Below are 18,130 nucleotides of genomic sequence, written 5' to 3'. Positions count from 1 at the left end.
TCAAGGCGCGGCGCGGGTACGCCACCTTCCCGGCAGATTGATCACCGCCAGCCCGGCGATGACCAGCGCCCCACCGAGCAGCTTGTGACTATCAAGGCCATCACCGAGCAGCCAGACGCCGAGAAAAACGGCGATGACCGGCATCAGCAACGTCAGCGGAACGACCCGGTTGATCGGGTGGCGACGCAGCAGTGAATACCACAAGCCATAGGCGATGATCGACGACATCACCGCCGTGTAGAATACCGCGCCCCAGCCGATCCAGCCGGCCTGGCGAAGCGCTTGCATGTGCTGAGTTTCGAAAAGCCAACTGCCCAATGCGACCTGGGGAATGGCGAATAGCGCGATCCACCCGGCCAGCGTCAGCGGCGAGATGGCCGGCGCACGCTTGATGATCAACGTCGATACCGCCCAGGCCAGGGCGCTGGTCAAGAGCGTCAACGTGGCCGTGGCATTGGGCAGCGCCGGCCCGCCAGCGAGTACCACGGCGCCGGAGAAGGCCAGCAACAAGCCGAGCAGGCGGCGAAGGTCGAGGCGTTCCTTGAGGAACACAGCGGCGAGCAAGGTGGCAAAGGGCGTCCCCATCTGCACCAGCAAGGCGCCGGTGCCGGCCTCGGCCTGTCCCAGGCCTAGAAACAGCAGCGGGAAATGCAGGCCGCCGAAGGTGACCGACAACACCAGCAGCCATGGCAGTTGCCGTCGTGTCACGCGTGTGAAGGGGACGACCAAGGCGGCGACCAGCATGAAGCGCAGTGTCATCAGCATCAGGGGTGGCATGTCGTCCACGCCGACCTTGATGACGATGATATTGAAGGCCCAGATGACGATGACTAAAAGGCCGATCAGAAGATCGCGAAGAGGCACGGTATGTCCTTGTGGCTGCGTAGGCTGAGGTATCTATTCGCGTTTGGCGATAGAACGCAAGAGGATAGCGCATGAAACGGACATTGTACGTGTCGAGCTGGATAGTGTTGGGCCTTTGGGCGCTAACACTCGTGTCGGCATTCGGAGAGGAACGCGCGACGCTCGAGCGCGCCACGTTGGAAATTGCTGGCGAGACGCTGTCGGTGGAAGTGGCCAGGCAGGCCGACGAGCGTGCCCGGGGGTTGATGGGGCGCGACGTGCTCGCAACGGATGCCGGCATGCTATTCGTCTACCCACGCCGACAACCTCCTGAGGCGGCGTTCTGGATGTATCGCACGCGAATTCCGCTGGATATCGCTTTTTTAGGTGCGGAGGGCGAGGTGCGCGCCATCCGACACATGCAGCCGTGCCAGGCCACTTCCAGTGCCGAGTGCCCCAGTTATGCGGCCGAGGTTCCATTTCGCGCGGCCCTGGAAGTCAATGCCGGTTATTTCCGTCGACACGGCATCGAGGTGGGTGATCGCCTTCCGATAGCGCCTTTACTATCGCCGCGCTAGGCTGGCGGGCCGATTGTCGGCGCTGACGTGGCGTCGAACGTTCGATGACAAGGAGTGAGCAACGTGGATCCGATATGGTGGTTGGCTTATCTGGCCTTGGGCGGTGTAGTGGGTATCTTCGCCGGCCTGTTGGGAGTCGGCGGTGGCGGCATCATGGTGCCGATACTGACATCGTTGTTCGCCCTGCAGGGGTTTCCGCATGACACCTTGGTACATGTGGCGCTCGGGACGTCGCTGGCCGCCATCGTCCCCACATCGCTGGCGAGCTTGCGCGCGCATCATCGTCGCGGCGGGGTAGTGTGGCCGGTAGTGCGCTCCATCACGCCGGGTATTCTAGTGGGGACGTTTCTGGGCACCTTCCTGGCGTCCCACGTGCCGACGTCGGGGTTGGCCATCTTCTTTGCCTGTTTCATGGCCTTCGTCTCGTTACAGATGCTGATTAATCTCAAGCCCCAGCCGTCGCGCACCTTACCGGGTACCTGGGGCGTCTCGGGCGTGGGGCTGGGCATCGGCGGTATCTCCGCTTTGGTCGCCATCGGTGGCGGTTCGTTGACGGTGCCTTTTCTCACCTGGTGCAACGTCTCCATGCGGCGTGCGATCGGCACATCCGCAGCAGTGGGGTTGCCAATCGCGCTGGCAGGCGCGGTCGGCTATCTGATCAACGGCTGGGGAGAGTCGGGGTTGCCTGTGGGGACGCTGGGATTCGTCTACTGGCCGGCCGTGATCCTGATGTCGAGCGTGAGCTTCTTCACCGCACCCCTGGGCGCTCGGCTCGCCCACCGTCTGCCCGTGTCCGCACTCAAGCGCATCTTCGCGTTTGTCTTGATGGCGTTGTCGGTCAAGATGTTGTTCACCGTCTTGTCGGGATAGGTGCGGGTATGGGGTTAGACGTTGGTCGAATACGGGCTCGATATAGCAAACGTCTGTTCCGGTTGGCGCAACGGGCGGTTATCATGCCCGCCGGCTATCGGCTTTGGCACATATTGCCTAAGCTGAGAGCAAGGGAATTGAAGGCGCTGGAGTGTACTGCGTTCGCGGTGCTTTTCGGTCGCTCCCTGTTGCCGGTCGTGGCCTCGGCCTTGCGATCGGCTCGTCAAAATAATGTTAAAGAGGTGCATGCATGAAACGTTACGCCTTTACCGCTGCGTTATTCTCCGGGGCCCTGCTGGGTGCCGCCGCGCTATCGACGCCGGCGATGGCTCAAGATCAGGAGCGCTTCGTCACCATCGGGACAGGTGGGCAGACAGGGGTTTACTACGTGGTGGGACAGTCGATCTGCCGCCTGGTCAACCGCAACTCGGAAGACACCAACATCCGCTGTAACGCGCCGTCTACCGGTGGCAGCGTGGCCAACATCAACGGCATCAAGTCCGATGAACTGAGCATGGGCGTCGCGCAGTCCGACGTGCAATATCGTGCTTACAACGGCGAGGGTGATTTCAAGCAGCCGATGGAAGACCTGCGTGCGGTATTTTCCGTGCACGGTGAGCCGTTGACCGTTCTGGCGCGCAAGGATGCTGACATCCACGGCATCGAAGACCTCAAGGGTAAGCGCGTCAACATCGGCAACCCGGGTTCCGGCCAGCGCGCCACCATGGAAGTGCTGATGGAGGCCGAGGGCTGGGACAAAGATGTGTTCTCGCTGGCCTCCGAGTTGGGTGCTTCCGAAATGGCCTCGGCGCTGGCAGATAACAACATTGATGCCATGGCGTATGTGGTCGGCCACCCCAATGGTGCGATTCAGGAAGCGACCACGACCGTCGATGCCAACCTCGTCCCGCTGAACGACGACGCGGTGGATGGCTTGGTCGAGGAATATCCCTACTACGCCAAGTCGGTCATTCCCGGTGGCATGTACAAGGGCAATGACGATGACGTCGAGACCTTCGGCGTCAAGGCCACCTTCGTGACCTCTTCCAAAGTGGATGACGATGTCGTCTACGAAGTGGTCAAGGCGGTGTTCGACAACTTCGATCGTTTCAAGCGTCTGCACCCGGCCTTCTCCAACCTGGAACCGGAAGAAATGATTTCCGACGGTCTCTCCGCGCCGCTGCACGAAGGCGCCAAACGCTATTATAAAGAGCGTGGTTGGTTGTAAGCGTTAGCTTGATGTCGTGCTAGACGATGCGCGGCCGCTTCGGCGCCGCGCATCGCTGGTTCTGGCCACGCGGTGGCGAATGCAACAAGCGACTGTGATGTGTTTTTTGGTCGGTCAGGGCACGCGAAGCACGCTCTGATCGACACCACCGGGACAACAGTATGCAAGACGATAAGTCGACGGCATCCACGCGAGAAGCCGAGCTTGAAGAACTGGCTGCCAACGAGACCGGGGCTCGCAAGCCCGCGGGGCCGGTTGGCAAACTGCTGCTTTGCGTGGCGGCGATCTGGTCGTTGTTCCAGCTCTGGATCGCTTCGCCCTTACCCTTTGTATTTGGCTTTGGGGTGTTCAGTGCCACGGAGGCACGTTCCATCCATCTGGCCTTTGCCATCTTCCTGGCTTTCATGTCTTATCCGGCCTTCAAGCGCTCACCGCGCGGAAGAGTGCCGTTGTTGGATTGGGGATTGGCATTGATAGGCGCCTTTGCGGCGTCCTACATGTATTTCTTTTACGAGCAACTTGCGCAACGCCCCGGTGCGCCGATCCTGCAGGACGTCATCATCGGTGTGATCGGTCTGTTGCTGCTGTTGGAAGCCACGCGGCGTGCGCTTGGACCACCGCTGATGATCGTGGCGATCGTGTTCATCGTCTATTCACTGGCAGGCCCCTACATGCCGGGGATGTTAGCGCATCGCGGGGTGAGCCTTTATGGCCTTGTCAATCATCAGTGGCTAACATCGCAAGGCGTGTTCGGCATCGCCTTGGGCGTATCGACTAGCTTCGTGTTCCTGTTCGTATTGTTCGGTGCCTTGCTGGATAAGGCCGGGGCCGGCAATTATTTCATCAAGATGGCGTTTTCGATGCTGGGCCACTATCGTGGCGGTCCGGCCAAGGCGGCGGTTGTCGCCTCGGGCATGACCGGTCTTATTTCGGGCTCCTCGATTGCCAATACCGTGACCACCGGTACCTTTACCATTCCCATGATGAAGCGCGTTGGCTTTAGTCCCACCAAGGCCGGTGCGGTCGAGGTCTCGTCGTCGGTCAATGGTCAGATCATGCCGCCGGTGATGGGGGCCGCGGCTTTCTTGATGGTCGAGTATGTGGGTATTTCGTATGTCGAAGTCATCAAGCATGCCTTCCTGCCGGCGTTGATCTCTTATATAGCCCTGATCTACATCGTTCACCTCGAGGCGCTCAAGGCCAACATGCGCGGGCTCGAGAGCAGCAATCCCGTCCGTCCATGGCTTCAGAAAATCGTCGGCTTCCTGACCGGATTGGTCGGGATCATGGCCTTGGCCCTGATCGTGTATTACGGGCTGGGATGGCTCAAGCCGGTGCTGGGTGAGGCCATGCCGTGGGTGGCCGCCGTGGGGCTGGCGGTGATCTATGTGGCGCTGCTCAAGCTAGGATCACGCTACCCCGAGCTCGAGAAGGACGATGCCAATAGCGATATCTCAGTACTTCCGCAAACGCGGCCCACGGTGATGGTAGGGCTTTATTTTCTGCTGCCTGTCGTGGTGCTGGTGTGGTGCCTGATGGTGGAGCGCTTGTCGCCAGGGCTCTCGGCATTCTGGGCCACCGTGCTCATGATCGTCATCATCCTGACCCAGCGTCCGTTGGAGGCATTCTTCCGCGGCCGCGGCGCGCTAGGCAATGAAGCAAAGCGTGGCGTCGTCGATCTTTGGGAAGGCTTGATCGATGGCGCGCGCAACATGATCGGTATCGGCATCGCCACGGCGGCGGCGGGGATTATCGTCGGTGCCGTCTCCCAGACCGGGGTGGGGCTGGTGCTGGCAGGCTTGGTCGAGACGCTGTCGATGGGCAATCTGTTGCTGATGCTCATGCTGACGGCAGTGTTGAGCCTTATTCTGGGCATGGGGCTGCCAACCACGGCTAACTATATCGTGGTCTCCGCGCTGCTGGCACCGGTCATCGTCCAACTGGGTGAGCAGAATGGCTTGATCGTACCGCTGATCGCGGTGCATCTGTTCGTCTTCTATTTCGGCATCATGGCCGATGTGACGCCTCCGGTGGGGCTGGCCTCGTTCGCCGCTGCGGCGATTTCCGGGGGCGATCCCATTCGCACCGGTTTCCAGGCGTTTTATTACAGCTTGCGTACGGCGGCGTTACCCTTCCTGTTCATTTTCAATACCGATCTGCTGTTGATCGATGTGAACTGGTGGCACGGCATACTGATCTTCGTGGTGGCGACGGGGGCGATGCTGATCTTCGCCGCCGCTACGCAGGGCTATATGGTGGTGAGGAGCCGTTGGTACGAGAGTCTGCTGCTGCTGTTGGTGGCTTTCACGCTGTTCCGGCCGGGGTTCTGGATGGACATGATTCATGACCCGTATCGAGATATTCCTCCCGCGCAGTTCGAGCAGGCATTAGGCGCCATCGATGACGATAGCAACCTGCGCGTTCGTGTCGACGGTCTCGATGCCTATGGGTCACCGACCAGTTTCGTGATGTTGGTGCCGGCGCCGGAAGGAGACAGCGGTAGCGAGCGTATGCAGAACCTGGGCCTGACCTTGATGCAGGAAGATGGCAAGACGTTGGTCGACATGACCGATTTCAATAGCCAGGCGGAGAAACTGGGCTTCGATTTCGATCAAGAGATCGTGTCGATTCGCGCGCCCGTCGAGCGCTGGCCGAAGGAGTGGATGTGGATACCGGGACTGGCGGTATTCGCACTCGTCGTCTGGCTGCAACGCCGTAGGCGGCCGACACCGAGCCGGCACGCCGATGCTGGGACGTAAACGGACACATCGCGTCGGTACGTGGTGTAACAAAATGCGCCCGCCTCGAGAGAGGCGGGCGTTTTTGATGGTGGCTGTCGCTTGTGTTTACTGCTCAAGTACCCCCCCCCGGACGGGGCAATGGCGCGTCACTATCGAGGCGGCAGGCGGTATTTTTTGCGACAATGCTCAGAAATACCCTCTCAATTCCCTAGACCCCAATGAGGCTGCCATGGCGTCGCTGTCCACGATCCACCTTTATCCCGTTAAATCCACTGCGGGACGTATGCAAGAATCGGCATGGGTCGGTGTGGAAGGGATAGTCGGTGATAGACGTTTCATGGTTGCCAAGCCCGATGGCACCTTCCTGACCGCCCGCACGCATCCTCAGTTGCAGTGCGTGACTGCGACGTTCGACGGTCAAACGCTGGGCCTGTCGCATCCGCAACTGCCCGCGTTGGAACTGGCGGTGGGAGCCTTCGATCTAGCAACGTTCGCCACCACGGTATGGGCCGACGACTTCGATGCCTGGACCACGCATGCACGTCTGGATGCCTGGTTCAGTGAGGTGGCGGGCGAGCCCGCTCGGTTGTTGTGGCTGGGTGAGCAATCCTCGCGTTATCGGCGTTCCATCGAACAGCGCGTCAGCTTTGCCGATGGCTACCCGCTGTTATTGATCTCCGAGGCCTCGTTGGCCGATCTCAACACGCGTACTGCTGAGCAGCATCTCATGGCGCAGTTTCGTCCCAATCTGGTGATCGCCGGTACCACCGCGTATGCCGAGGATGAGTGGCGACGCATCCGTCTGGGCGAGGTTGTATTCCGTGTCGATAAGCCTTGTGCTCGCTGCGCGATGGTCAGCGTCGATCCCGCCACGGGCACGTTCAAGGAGGGCCGCGAACCCTTGCGTACGCTGGCCGGTTACCGGCGTGGCGAGGGCGGCAAGGTGTATTTCGGGCAGAACCTGATTGCCGAAAACGAGGGCCGCATTACGCGTCATGATCGCCTCGAGGTGCTGGAGTGAGGCGGATGGATCAACCACGACATTCGACAACCACGCATGGCATGCAAGCACCATTTTGCGGTGGTAGGGTCATTGATAGCGGTATGACGTTTTTGCTCGCACTCGGATGGGAACGGCTAATCATGGGTGTCTTGATCACGCTGAAGCAATGCCTGGGACGCCGAGGCATGACGGCCGGACTTGGCTTCTTTTTGCTCATGTCCTGTGTTTCGGCGGTGCATGCTCACCCATTGCCGGCTCCCGAAGGAAAGGTCATGTTGACCGTGGAGGGGAATATCTCGCGTACCAACGGTGATGGTGTGGCACGATTCGACCGCGACATGCTCCAGGAATTGCCACAAGGCACAACCGTCACGCATACCCCTTGGACCGAAGGTGCATCGCATTTCGAAGGTCCCTTACTGGGCGCAATTTACGATGCGGTCGGCGCTCGCGGCGATTCGCTGCACGTCGTCGCGTTGAATGATTTCGCTGCCGACGTACCGCTGCCCGAGGCAAGAGAGTACGGAGTAATTCTAGCCATGCAGCGCGATGGCGAGCCGATGCCGGTGCGCGAATACGGCCCGTTGTTCGTGCTCTATCCTTTCGATGATCATCCCGAACTGCAGACCGAGGAAGTGCGTTTCCGCTCGGTCTGGCAGGTCGCGCGTATCGTCGTGGAATGATGATGGCCTGGCGCTCCCGTATCCATCTCGTGTCGCGTTTGCCGATGCGGCTCAAGCTTGGGGCCTGCGCGGCGATCCTGTTTTTCGTCGCGGCCCTGGTGGTGGTCAGCTTGATCATTTGGCGACAGGAAGTCCTGGCCAAGAGTGTTGCCGGCGACGCCGCCTGGGCGGCCTACAAGCTGGATCGGGAAACCATTCAGATGCGCAATGCCGTCTTGCAGGCCGAACAGAATCCGGGCGAGTTCGATGACGTGCGCATGCGCTTCGAATTGCTGTATAGCCGCATCAATCTGCTACGCGAAGGCGAAATCGCCGCGCTTTTTCAGTCGCTGCCCGAAGCGCGCGCGTTGTTGCCAGAGATCCTGTCGCGCAGCGATGCGCTCGATGCCGCTTTGACGCGGATGTCCCCCGAATCACCCGAGCTTTCCTCATTAGATGAACGCTTGCAGACGCTGAGCGGCCTCAGCGAGCGCCTCGTCGTGTCGGTCAACGCCTATCTCGCCGAATCCAAGACGCGTGAGCGTGAAGTGCAGTTGGCGCTGTATGCCGCCTTGCTGGCGTTGATCTTGCTGATGTGCGGCGCCACCGTGTTGGTGATCCGCTTCCTGTTTCAGGAGGCGGGAGAGAATATCGCGGCGCGACGGGCATTGGAGCATCTGAGCCAGGAGCTTCAGGACACCGCGCGTCATGCCGAGTCCGCCAACCAGGCCAAGTCGGACTTCCTGGCCACCGTCAGCCATGAGATACGCACGCCGCTCAACGGTGTGCTGGGGATGACGGAGCTACTGCGCGAACGCACGCTGGATGAAACCTCGCATCAATATGTCGAAACCATCCACGATAGCGGTTCACAGCTGTTGGTGTTGATCAGCGATCTACTGGACTTTTCCAAGATCGAGGCCGGGCATCTGGATATCGAGCGTGAGATGTTCTCTCTCCCCGAGCTTGTCGGGTCCTTGATGCGACTGCTCGAGCCGCGCGCCACCTATGTCGAGTTCGTGAGTGTCGTCTCGCCGTCGGTACCCGAGTACCTGGTAGGCGATGTGGGGCGCTTGCGCCAGGTATTGCTCAACCTGCTCTCCAACGCGCTCAAGTTCACGCGGCAAGGTAGCGTGACGCTGATCGTCAAACCGATGCGCGGCGATTGGATACATTTCGAGGTAAGCGACACCGGTTGCGGCATCGATGACGTCGACCGCGAACGTTTGTTTCAGCCTTTTTACCAGGGGGCAGCCACGCAGAATGGGACCGGCCTGGGGCTGGCCATCAGCAAGCGGCTGGTGGAAGCCATGCAGGGACGTATCGGCGTCTCGAGTCCGGCCAACCAGGGCAGCCGCTTCTGGTTCGAGCTGCCATTGCCCCGCGACGCCGAGAGCGGTGGAAAGCTCATTCCGTCAGGGGAAACATGGAACGCGACGGCGGCACGCACGGCGCCCCTGCTGGTGATTGAGGACAATCCCGTCAATCGCCAGGTGGCCGTGGCCATGCTTGAGCGTCTTGGACATACGGTGCATGTCGCCGACAGCGGTGAGGCGGCCTTGGAACTCACCGAGCGCACAACGTTCGCCTTGATTTTCCTGGATATTCGTATGCCCACGCTCGATGGGCCGGAGACGGCACGGCGGATTATTGCCCAAAACGGTCCCAACCAGGCCACCCCCCTGGTCGCGATGACCGCCAGCGTCACTACCCAAGAACATCAACGGGCCTTGGTCTCCGGCATGGCGGAGGTGTTGACGAAGCCCATTCGCCAGCACGTTCTAGTCGATCTCCTCGTGCGCTTCGGTTTACGCGATCTGGAAGAGACGTCCACGCCTGACGAGGCACGGTCGTCTGCCGTGGTGGAGTCGGCGGATACGCTACCGGCGCTCCTCGATCGCCAGGAATTCGCGATGCTCGGTGACACTTTGGGTGCGGCGCAGCGTAGTGCGTTGGTGGCCGCCTGGCAGTATCAGTCGCGGGTGCTGGAGGAGGCGCTCGAGGCGGCCGTCGCCGACGCGGATATGACGCGGACGGCCGAACTGGCACATCGACTCAAGGGCGAGTCGTCGTCGCTGGCCTTGACGCGCCTGGTACACGGCAGTGATTGCCTGGAGCGTGTGGCGCGCCAGGCGGACTCGGACGAAGCCGGTCGGCAGTGGAGAATGTTGCGTCCCACCATCACCTCGTCGCGTCAGGCGCTGCGCATGGCCAATGACATGCCCGCCTGAAGAGACGTGAAGGCGCCTCGCGTCATCTGGAGACATCATAATGCACAAGAAACGCTGGATCGGCGGGGGCTGCCTGCTTTTGCTGTTCGGCATCGCTTGGTGTGTGGCGCAGGCGTGGTCGAGTCATGTCGGCGAACAGGCGCTGGAGCGTCTGACCGCACGGCTGGATGCTCGCCAGGGCTGGCAGGCCTCGCGTCATGAGGTCGAACAAGGGTGGTGGCATTCCTCCGGCGTTCTGCGTCTGGAAACCGTTGCGGGGGAAGGTAGCCCGCTGCGCGTTTCGCTCCCTTATCGCGTCCGTCATGGCGTTCTGAGCAGTCACCTCGATGGTGAAGCGGTTGTCACCCACGCAGGGACGACGGTGTTGGCGGCGGATGCAGCCCCGACATGGCAGGCTACCTATCGAACGTTGTCGGGCGATATGACAGGGCGGCTGAAATGGGCGGCGTTCACCGCACGCGGTGTGCTGCCGAAAGCGGCGTCGCTGGAAGTCGGCGCCGGCGAGCTGATGTTGAATGGGCATGCCGGGGACGTGCGTTATCACTTACGCTCGGCGCCGTGGCACGTATCGCTGGGCGAGGCGTCGCTCGAGCTCGGGGCGCTCGACGTCGAGGGGCGTCATCGGGGCGACGAGCGCAACTTTCATCACAGCATGGATCTTTCTCTGGCGTCGCTGGCCTGGCAGGACGGTGCGTCGTTCTCGCTGAATGCATTGGATTACGAGGCCGACCTGCGCCTCGACGATGATGCCTTCGACTATCATGGTGAAGGCAACGTGGCGGATATCGCCGTGGCGGGGCAGTCGGTGGCCTCGGGTCGCATGTCGCTGGGATTGGCGCGCGTCGATGCCGATGCCCTGCGCGCTCTAATCGAACGCATGCATGAGGAGAGCTTGGGCGCTGACAACGGCCGTGACGTGGCCTCGGTCGACGCGACGTCGCGGTGGGCGCGGTTGACCCCTTTGGTAGTGAATGTGCTGCGTGATTCACCGCGACTCACGCTGGAGACCCTGCAAGTGACCAGCGAGGCCTTCGGCGTCGATAGCCGCGCCTTCGGAGAATTGACGCTCGACGGTGACGATGCGGCCTCGCTGGCGGCCACCCCGGTGACATCTCCCGCCTTCTGGCGCCATCTCCAGCAACGTCTCGATGGCCATATCACGCTTGTCGATGCGCCGGCACTTTTGGCCTTGCATCTGGGGCTTCCGCCGGAGACGCCGCGTTTGGTGTTTCGCGTCGATGCCGGCCAATGGCGTGTCAATGAACGTGCGCTGCGTTGGTGAGCATCATGCCGCGTAGGCTTGAAGTTCGCCGGTGACGCCCGCATTCCTCTTGGCAAACGGGCAATTTGCCCGACGACTTTCAAGGTGAATGATGAGCGAACGCGATCAGGATCAATCCCGGGATTTTTACGCCGAACTCGAAGAGGCACGGCAAGACGCCGAAGAGGAAAATTCCCCGACGCAGGACGATCAAGAATCGACCTCCCAAGGACGTGCGGTGGTGCCGACGCAGGACTATCTGCCCGAGCGTCTCTACCTACTGCCGATTCACAACCGGCCGTTCTTCCCTGCGCAGGTGCAGCCGCTGGTCATCCACCGCGAACGCTGGGAAGAGACCATGGAGCGGGTCGGCAACACGCCGCACCAAAGCGTTGGGGTAGCGTTCGTCGGCGATTCCGGCGTCGATGAGCTAGGGCCCGGTGACTTCCCGGAGATCGGTACGGCGGTCAAGGTTCATCGCTCGCAGACCGAAGAGCAGCAGATCCAGTTCATCGCCCAGGGGGTGCGGCGTTTTCGTATCGTCCGCTGGTTGTCGAAGACACCGCCGTACCTGGTCGAGGTCACCTATCCCAAGGAACCCATCGAGGCCAGCGACGAGGAAGCGCGCGCCTACGCCATGGCGATGATCAATGGCATCAAGGAATTGTTGCCGATCAACCCGCTGTACGGCGAGGAGCTCAAGCATTACCTCAATCGCTTCAGCCCGCATGAACCCGGTCCGCTGACCGATTTCGCCGCAGCCATTACCTCGGCCAAGGGGCCTGAGCTGCAGGAAGTGCTCGAGACGCTGCCGGTGATGGCGCGCATGCAGAAGGTACTGCCGCTGCTACGCAAGGAAATCGAGGTGGCGCAGCTGCAAAGCGAGATCAGCGAGCAGGTCAATGCGCAGATGCAGGACCGCCAGCGCGAGTTCTTTCTGCGCGAACAGCTCAAGGTCATCCAGCGCGAACTGGGCATCTCCAAGGACGACCGCGAGAACGATGTCGATACGTTCCGCGAACGCCTCGAGAATCTGGAAGTGCCCGAGCGCGTCATGGAGCGCATCGAGGACGAACTGGGCAAGCTCTCGGTGCTCGAAACCGGCTCGCCGGAATACGGCACCACGCGCAACTACCTGGACTGGTTGACATCGCTGCCGTGGGGCATCACCTCCGAGGACCAGCTCGACCTGCCCCGAGCGCGCAAGATTCTCGATCGCGACCATGATGGCCTGACGGACGTCAAGGAGCGCATCGTCGAGTTCCTCGCCGAAGGCACCTTCAAGGGCGATGTCGGCGGCTCGATCCTGCTGTTGGTCGGCCCGCCAGGCGTGGGCAAGACCTCGGTGGGGCGCTCCATCGCCGAAGCCCTGGGCCGCGAGTTCTATCGCTTCTCGGTGGGCGGCATGCGCGATGAGGCCGAGATCAAGGGCCACCGGCGGACCTATATCGGCGCGATGCCAGGCAAGCTGGTGCAGGCGCTCAAGGAAGTCGAGGTCGAAAACCCGGTGATCATGCTCGACGAGGTCGACAAGATGGGCCAGTCGTTCCAGGGCGACCCGGCCTCGGCGTTGCTCGAAGTGCTCGACCCCGAGCAGAACGTCGATTTCCTCGATCATTATCTCGACGTGCGCATGGACCTTTCCAAGGTACTGTTCGTATGCACGGCCAACACGCTGGATTCGTTGCCACCGGCGCTACTCGACCGCATGGAGCAGATCCGTCTGTCGGGTTACATCGCCGAGGAAAAGATGGCCATCGCCAAGCACCATCTGTGGCCCAAGCTGCTCGAGCGCGACCGTATCCCCAAGAAGCGCATCAACCTCACCGATGCTGCGCTCAGGAAGGTCATCGAGGGCTATGCGCGCGAAGCCGGGGTGCGGCAGTTGGAAAAGCAACTGCACCGCATCGTGCGCAAGGCGGCGGTGACGATGCTCGAAAACGAGCAGGACACGGTCAAGATCTCGGTCAACAACCTCGAAGACTTCCTGGGAGCGCCGACGTTCCGCAAGGAAAAAGTGCTCAAGGGCGTCGGCGTGGTCACCGGACTGGCATGGACCTCGATGGGCGGGGCGACGCTACCGGTCGAAGCGGCGCGCGTGCACGCGAAATCGCGCGGTCTCAAGCTCACCGGCCAGTTGGGCGACGTGATGCAGGAGTCGGCGAATATCGCCTATAGCTACACGGTGGCGCATCTCAGGGAATTCGGCGCCGACCCGACCTTCTTCGACGAGGCGCATGTGCACATGCACGTGCCCGAAGGCGCTACGCCCAAAGACGGCCCATCGGCCGGCGTGACGATGACCACGGCGCTGCTATCGCTGGCCAAGCAGCAGCCCCTGGACCGACCCCTGGCGATGACCGGCGAGTTGACGCTGAGCGGCCAGGTGCTGCCGGTGGGGGGTATTCGCGAGAAGGTGATTGCCGCGCGGCGCAGCGATATCTTCGAGCTGATTCTGCCCGAACCCAACCGTCGCGATTATGAGGAGCTGCCCGATTACCTCAAGCAGGGGATGATCGTGCACTTCGCCAATCGCTACCGGGACGTGGCTAAGGTGGTCTTCGGCTAGTCGTATAGGCGCTGCCTGAAGGAGCGTGTTCACGTGCTCACTATTGGGCGCGATCGGATGTCCGATCGCGCCCAACGTCGTTACAATGGACGTACCCCTTTCTGCGCGGGGCATGGCGAGTCGCTTTATCCAGGTCGTTTCACTAGAAGAGCCGCTTCACGAGAGCCGCCTTACCCAAGAAACACGAGGCCCGCGCAACGTCATGTGACCGTGACATTGGACGCACGTCGCTCGTCTTATCGCTGCATCACCCCAGCCGGCATGCGTCGCCCATATAATTCGCCCTCGGGCCTACCAGACGAAACAGGAGCACTTGATGAGCCAGCAGGACTCTCCCGCCAACGCCGATCACCGTCGCCGCCATTCCGCCAATGTCGTCGATGGCCCCGGCAAGGCTGCCAGTCGCGCCATGCTGCGTGCGGTGGGCTTCAACGACGAGGATTTCAAGAAGCCGCAGGTGGGTATCGCGTCGACCTGGAGTCGCGTCACGCCGTGCAACAGCCACATCAACGTATTGGCCGACGCTGCCAGTGACGGCGCCGATGCTGCCGGTGGCAAGGGTGTGGTGTTCAATACCATCACCATCAGTGATGGCATCGCCAATGGCACCGAAGGCATGAAGTATTCGATGGCCTCGCGCGAGATCATCGCCGATTCCATCGAGGCGGTGTCCGGTTGCGAGGGCTTCGATGGTGTGGTCGCCATCGGTGGCTGCGACAAGAACATGCCGGGCTGCATGATCGGCCTGGCGCGCCTCGATCGCCCCAGCATCTTCGTCTACGGCGGCACCATCCAGCCTGGCGCCGGGCATACTGACCTGGTGTCGGTGTTCGAGGCGATGGGCGCCTACTCGCAGGGCAACAAGTCGCTGATCGAGGTCAAGCAGATCGAGGAAGTCGCCATTCCCGGACCGGGTTCCTGTGGCGGCATGTATACCGCCAACACCATGGCGTCTGCCATCGAGGCCATGGGCATGAGCCTGCCCAATTCGTCGGCTCAGGATGCGGTGTCCCAGAGCAAGAAGGATGATAGTCGCGCCGCCGGCGAAGCTGTGCTCAAGCTGCTCGAGCTGGACATCAAACCTTCGGACATCATGACCCGCAAGGCGTTCGAGAACGCCATCACCGTGGTCATTGCCCTGGGCGGTTCGACCAATGCCGTGCTTCACCTGATCGCCATGGCCAACACCATCGGGGTAGAACTCTCGCTCGACGATTTTACCGAGATCGGCAAGCGCGTGCCGGTGCTCGCCGATCTTCGTCCCAGCGGTCATTACCTGATGAGCGAACTGGTGGCGATCGGCGGTATCCAGCCGCTGATGAAAGTCCTGCTCGACGCGGGCCTGCTCCACGGCGACTGCCTGACCGTGACCGGCAAGACATTGGCCGAGAATCTGGCCGACGTGACGCCCTATCCGACGGGTCAGGAAATCATCAAACCGCTGGATGCGCCGGTCAAATCGAGCAGCCACTTGCGCATCCTCTACGGCAATCTGGCGCCGGAAGGGGCGGTGGCCAAGATCACCGGCAAGGAAGGCACGCGCTTCACGGGTCGCGCCCGCGTCTTCAACTCCGAAGAGGAAGCGCAGGCGCGAATCAATGACCTCACCGTGGTCGCCGGCGACGTCGTCGTTATCCGCTACGAAGGCCCCAAGGGTGGCCCCGGCATGCGCGAGATGCTGACGCCCACCTCGGCGATCATGGGTCGTGGCCTGGGCGACAAGGTCGCGCTGATCACCGATGGGCGTTTCTCCGGCGGCAGTCACGGTTTCGTGGTCGGCCATGTCACGCCGGAAGCCTTCGTGGGTGGCCCCATCGGCCTGATCGAAGATCATGATGAGATCACTATCGATGCCGAAAACGATGTGATGACATTGCATATCAGCGACGACGAGATGAAGCGGCGTCGCGAGGCCTGGAAGCGTCCGGCGCCGCGCTACACGCGCGGTACGCTGGCCAAGTACGCCAAGACGGTCAGCTCCGCGTCGAAAGGGGCGGTCACCGACCTGCCTGAAGCGCTGGACGACTGAGACGGCGTTTGCCTTGCATCACCAAAGCGGCCCCTGCGGGGGCCGCTTCTCGTTGGTGGGCTTGTCAGGCGGCCTGGTGGTCGCGCATCCAGGCGATCAGGCCGCCGCTGAACAAGATCTCGACCTGGCGTGGGGTCAAGGCATGTTCGAGTGTCAGCGTTCGGTTGCCGGCCTGTGCCGTCACGGGACCGCCAGCTTCCAGCGCTTCTTTTAGCTTATCGAAGCCGATGTGGGTATCGACCTCGAGCGCGTCGTAATCGTCGCCGTCGGAGAAGGTCAGCGGCAGCACACCGAAGTTGACCAGGTTCTGGTGGTGGATACGGGCAAAGCTCTTGGCGATGACGACACGCATTCCCAGGTAACGCGGGGCGATGGCGGCATGTTCCCTACTCGAGCCCTGGCCGTAATTCTCGCCACCGATGACGATATGATCGCCTGTCTCGCGAGCACGGTCAGCATAGCTGTCGACGACGCCGCGAAAGGAAAATTCGGCGATCTTGGGGATGTTGGAGCGGTAGGGCAGCACCTCGCCGCCGGCCGGCATGATCTCGTCGGTGGAGACATCGTCGCCGGCCTTGACCAGAACCGGCAGGTCCAGTTGTGTCTCGAGCGGCTCGAAATCCGGCAACGACTCGATGTTCGGGCCCTTGATCAGATGCACCTTGCGCGCTTTGGATGCTTCCATGGGGGCGATCAGGGTGCGGGTGTTGATGATCGGGTCGTCGGGCTCCTGCACCTGGGGGTAGGCCATGTCCAGCGTTCGAGGATCGGTGATCACGCCCTTGAGCGCCGAGGCCGCGGCGGTTTCCGGGCTGCACAGGAAGACGCGGTCTTCGCGCGTGCCCGAGCGGCCGGGGAAGTTGCGCGGCACCGTGCGCAGGCTGTTGGTGTCGTTGGCCGGCGCCTGTCCCATGCCGATACAGCCATTGCAGCCAGCCTGGTGCAGGCGCGCGCCGGCGCCGAGCAGGCTCAATAGGTGGCCATCGCGGGTCAGCGTTTCGAGAATCGAGCGCGAGGTGGGATTGACCTCCAACGAGACGTTATCGTCGATGGTTCGTTCCTTGAGCATGGCGGCGACGATGGCGAAATCGCGATAGCCGGGGTTGGCCGAGGAGCCGACATATGCCTGCGATAAGGGTTGGCCGGCTACCTCTCGCACCGGAACCACATTGCCGGGGCTCGACGGGGTGGCAATCAGGGGCTCGAGTTGCGATAGATCGATCGTCTCGTGGCGGTCGTAGCCGCAGCCGTCGTCCGGCAACAGTTCGTGCCAATCCTCGCCGCGCCCCTCGGCGGTGAGGAACGCCTTCACCGCCGCATCGGAGGGGAACACGCTGGTAGTGGCGCCGAGTTCCGCGCCCATGTTGGCGATGACATGGCGGTCCATCGCGGAAAGCTGCTCGAGGCCGGGGCCATAATATTCGATGATGCGTCCCACGCCGCCGCTGACGCCATGGCGGCGCAGCATCTCGAGAATCACGTCCTTGGCGCTGACCCAGTCGGGCAGGCGGCCTTCGAGACGCACGCCCCAGACTTCCGGCATGCGCGTATGGAAGGGTTCACCGGCCATCGCCATGGCGACATCGATGCCGCCGGCGCCGATTGCCAGCATGCCCAGCGAGCCGGCGGCCGGCGTGTGGCTGTCCGATCCCAGTAGGGTCTTGCCGGGCTTGCCGAAGCGTTGCTGGTGGGTGGGGTGGCTGACGCCGTTGCCCGGACGTGAAAACCATACGCCTAGACGTTCCGCCGAGGTCTGTAGAAAGCGGTGGTCGTCCGGGTTCTTGTTGTCTTCCTGAATCAGGTTGTGGTCGACGTACTGGGCGGAGACCTCTGTCTTGACCCGATCGAGCGCCATGGCTTCCAGCTCCAGCATTACCATGGTGCCGGTGGCATCCTGAGTAAGGGTCTGATCGATTGTCAGGCCGATGGCTGCGCCCGGCGTCATATCGCCGCTGACGAGGTGCGAGGCGATGAGTTTCTGGGTAACGTTACGGGGTGTGTGACGCATGATGATGTCCCCAATGGTGAAATTTGTCCCTTAAGTGTAGGACAGACATCGCCGGCTTCACGGACTGAGCATGTAGCCGCTGCCAGTGACGGGAAAATCATCGCCAG

General features: G+C 61.8%; 12 protein-coding genes. 10 read left to right on the top strand and 2 right to left on the bottom strand.

All coding sequences use genetic code 11. The features are described 5' to 3' along the window. Complete coding sequence (locus OP494_RS09435) at positions 1-864, bottom strand: EamA family transporter (RefSeq protein WP_280540478.1); 864 nt, start codon at positions 862-864, stop codon at positions 1-3. A gap of 71 nt (positions 865-935) precedes the next feature. Here OP494_RS09435 and OP494_RS09430 point away from each other — a divergent pair, with 71 nt between their 5' ends. The 10 genes from OP494_RS09430 to ilvD all read left to right on the top strand — a co-directional run bounded on the left by OP494_RS09430 (position 936) and on the right by ilvD (position 16,015). Continuing rightward, positions 936-1,421 carry a DUF192 domain-containing protein gene (locus OP494_RS09430; RefSeq protein WP_280540477.1) on the top strand — a complete coding sequence of 162 codons (486 nt, stop codon included), beginning with the start codon at positions 936-938 and terminating at the stop codon, positions 1,419-1,421. A 63-nt stretch (positions 1,422-1,484) separates the two neighbouring features. Continuing rightward, entirely contained in the window at positions 1,485-2,291 is an 807-nt protein-coding gene (locus OP494_RS09425; RefSeq protein WP_280540476.1) for a sulfite exporter TauE/SafE family protein, read from the top strand. A 250-nt stretch (positions 2,292-2,541) separates the two neighbouring features. Next, entirely contained in the window at positions 2,542-3,519 is a 978-nt protein-coding gene (locus tag OP494_RS09420; protein WP_280540475.1) for a TAXI family TRAP transporter solute-binding subunit, read from the top strand. Positions 3,520-3,680: 161 nt separating this feature from the next. Further along, positions 3,681-6,278, top strand: a complete 2,598-nt coding sequence (locus tag OP494_RS09415) for a TRAP transporter permease (protein ID WP_280540474.1) — start codon at positions 3,681-3,683, stop codon at positions 6,276-6,278. Between the two features lie 211 nt (positions 6,279-6,489). After that, the gene (locus OP494_RS09410; RefSeq protein ID WP_280540473.1) at positions 6,490-7,281 is read left to right on the top strand and encodes an MOSC N-terminal beta barrel domain-containing protein; all 792 of its coding nucleotides are present in this window, start codon (positions 6,490-6,492) and stop codon (positions 7,279-7,281) included. A gap of 254 nt (positions 7,282-7,535) precedes the next feature. Then, positions 7,536-7,946, top strand: a complete 411-nt coding sequence (locus OP494_RS09405; protein WP_280540472.1) for an oxidoreductase — start codon at positions 7,536-7,538, stop codon at positions 7,944-7,946. A 2-nt stretch (positions 7,947-7,948) separates the two neighbouring features. Beyond that, complete coding sequence (locus OP494_RS09400; protein WP_280540471.1) at positions 7,949-10,156, top strand: ATP-binding protein; 2,208 nt, start codon at positions 7,949-7,951, stop codon at positions 10,154-10,156. 40 nt (positions 10,157-10,196) lie between these two features. After that, positions 10,197-11,438: a DUF945 family protein gene (locus tag OP494_RS09395; protein WP_280540470.1), complete on the top strand. Its 1,242-nt coding sequence runs from the start codon at positions 10,197-10,199 to the stop codon at positions 11,436-11,438. Between the two features lie 91 nt (positions 11,439-11,529). Beyond that, positions 11,530-13,986 carry an endopeptidase La gene (lon, locus tag OP494_RS09390; protein WP_280540469.1) on the top strand — a complete coding sequence of 819 codons (2,457 nt, stop codon included), beginning with the start codon at positions 11,530-11,532 and terminating at the stop codon, positions 13,984-13,986. A gap of 316 nt (positions 13,987-14,302) precedes the next feature. Further along, positions 14,303-16,015, top strand: coding sequence for a dihydroxy-acid dehydratase (gene ilvD, locus OP494_RS09385; protein WP_280540468.1), 1,713 nt, complete (start codon positions 14,303-14,305; stop codon positions 16,013-16,015). Between the two features lie 64 nt (positions 16,016-16,079). Here ilvD and OP494_RS09380 read toward each other — a convergent pair whose 3' ends face one another. Then, positions 16,080-18,023: an aconitate hydratase gene (locus OP494_RS09380; RefSeq protein WP_280540467.1), complete on the bottom strand. Its 1,944-nt coding sequence runs from the start codon at positions 18,021-18,023 to the stop codon at positions 16,080-16,082. Positions 18,024-18,130 lie beyond the last annotated feature (107 nt).

The sequence above is a fragment of the Chromohalobacter sp. 11-W genome, assembly GCF_029889905.1.
Classification (GTDB): Bacteria; Pseudomonadota; Gammaproteobacteria; order Pseudomonadales; family Halomonadaceae; genus Chromohalobacter.
This window is presented reverse-complemented; position numbering and strand designations above follow the sequence as displayed.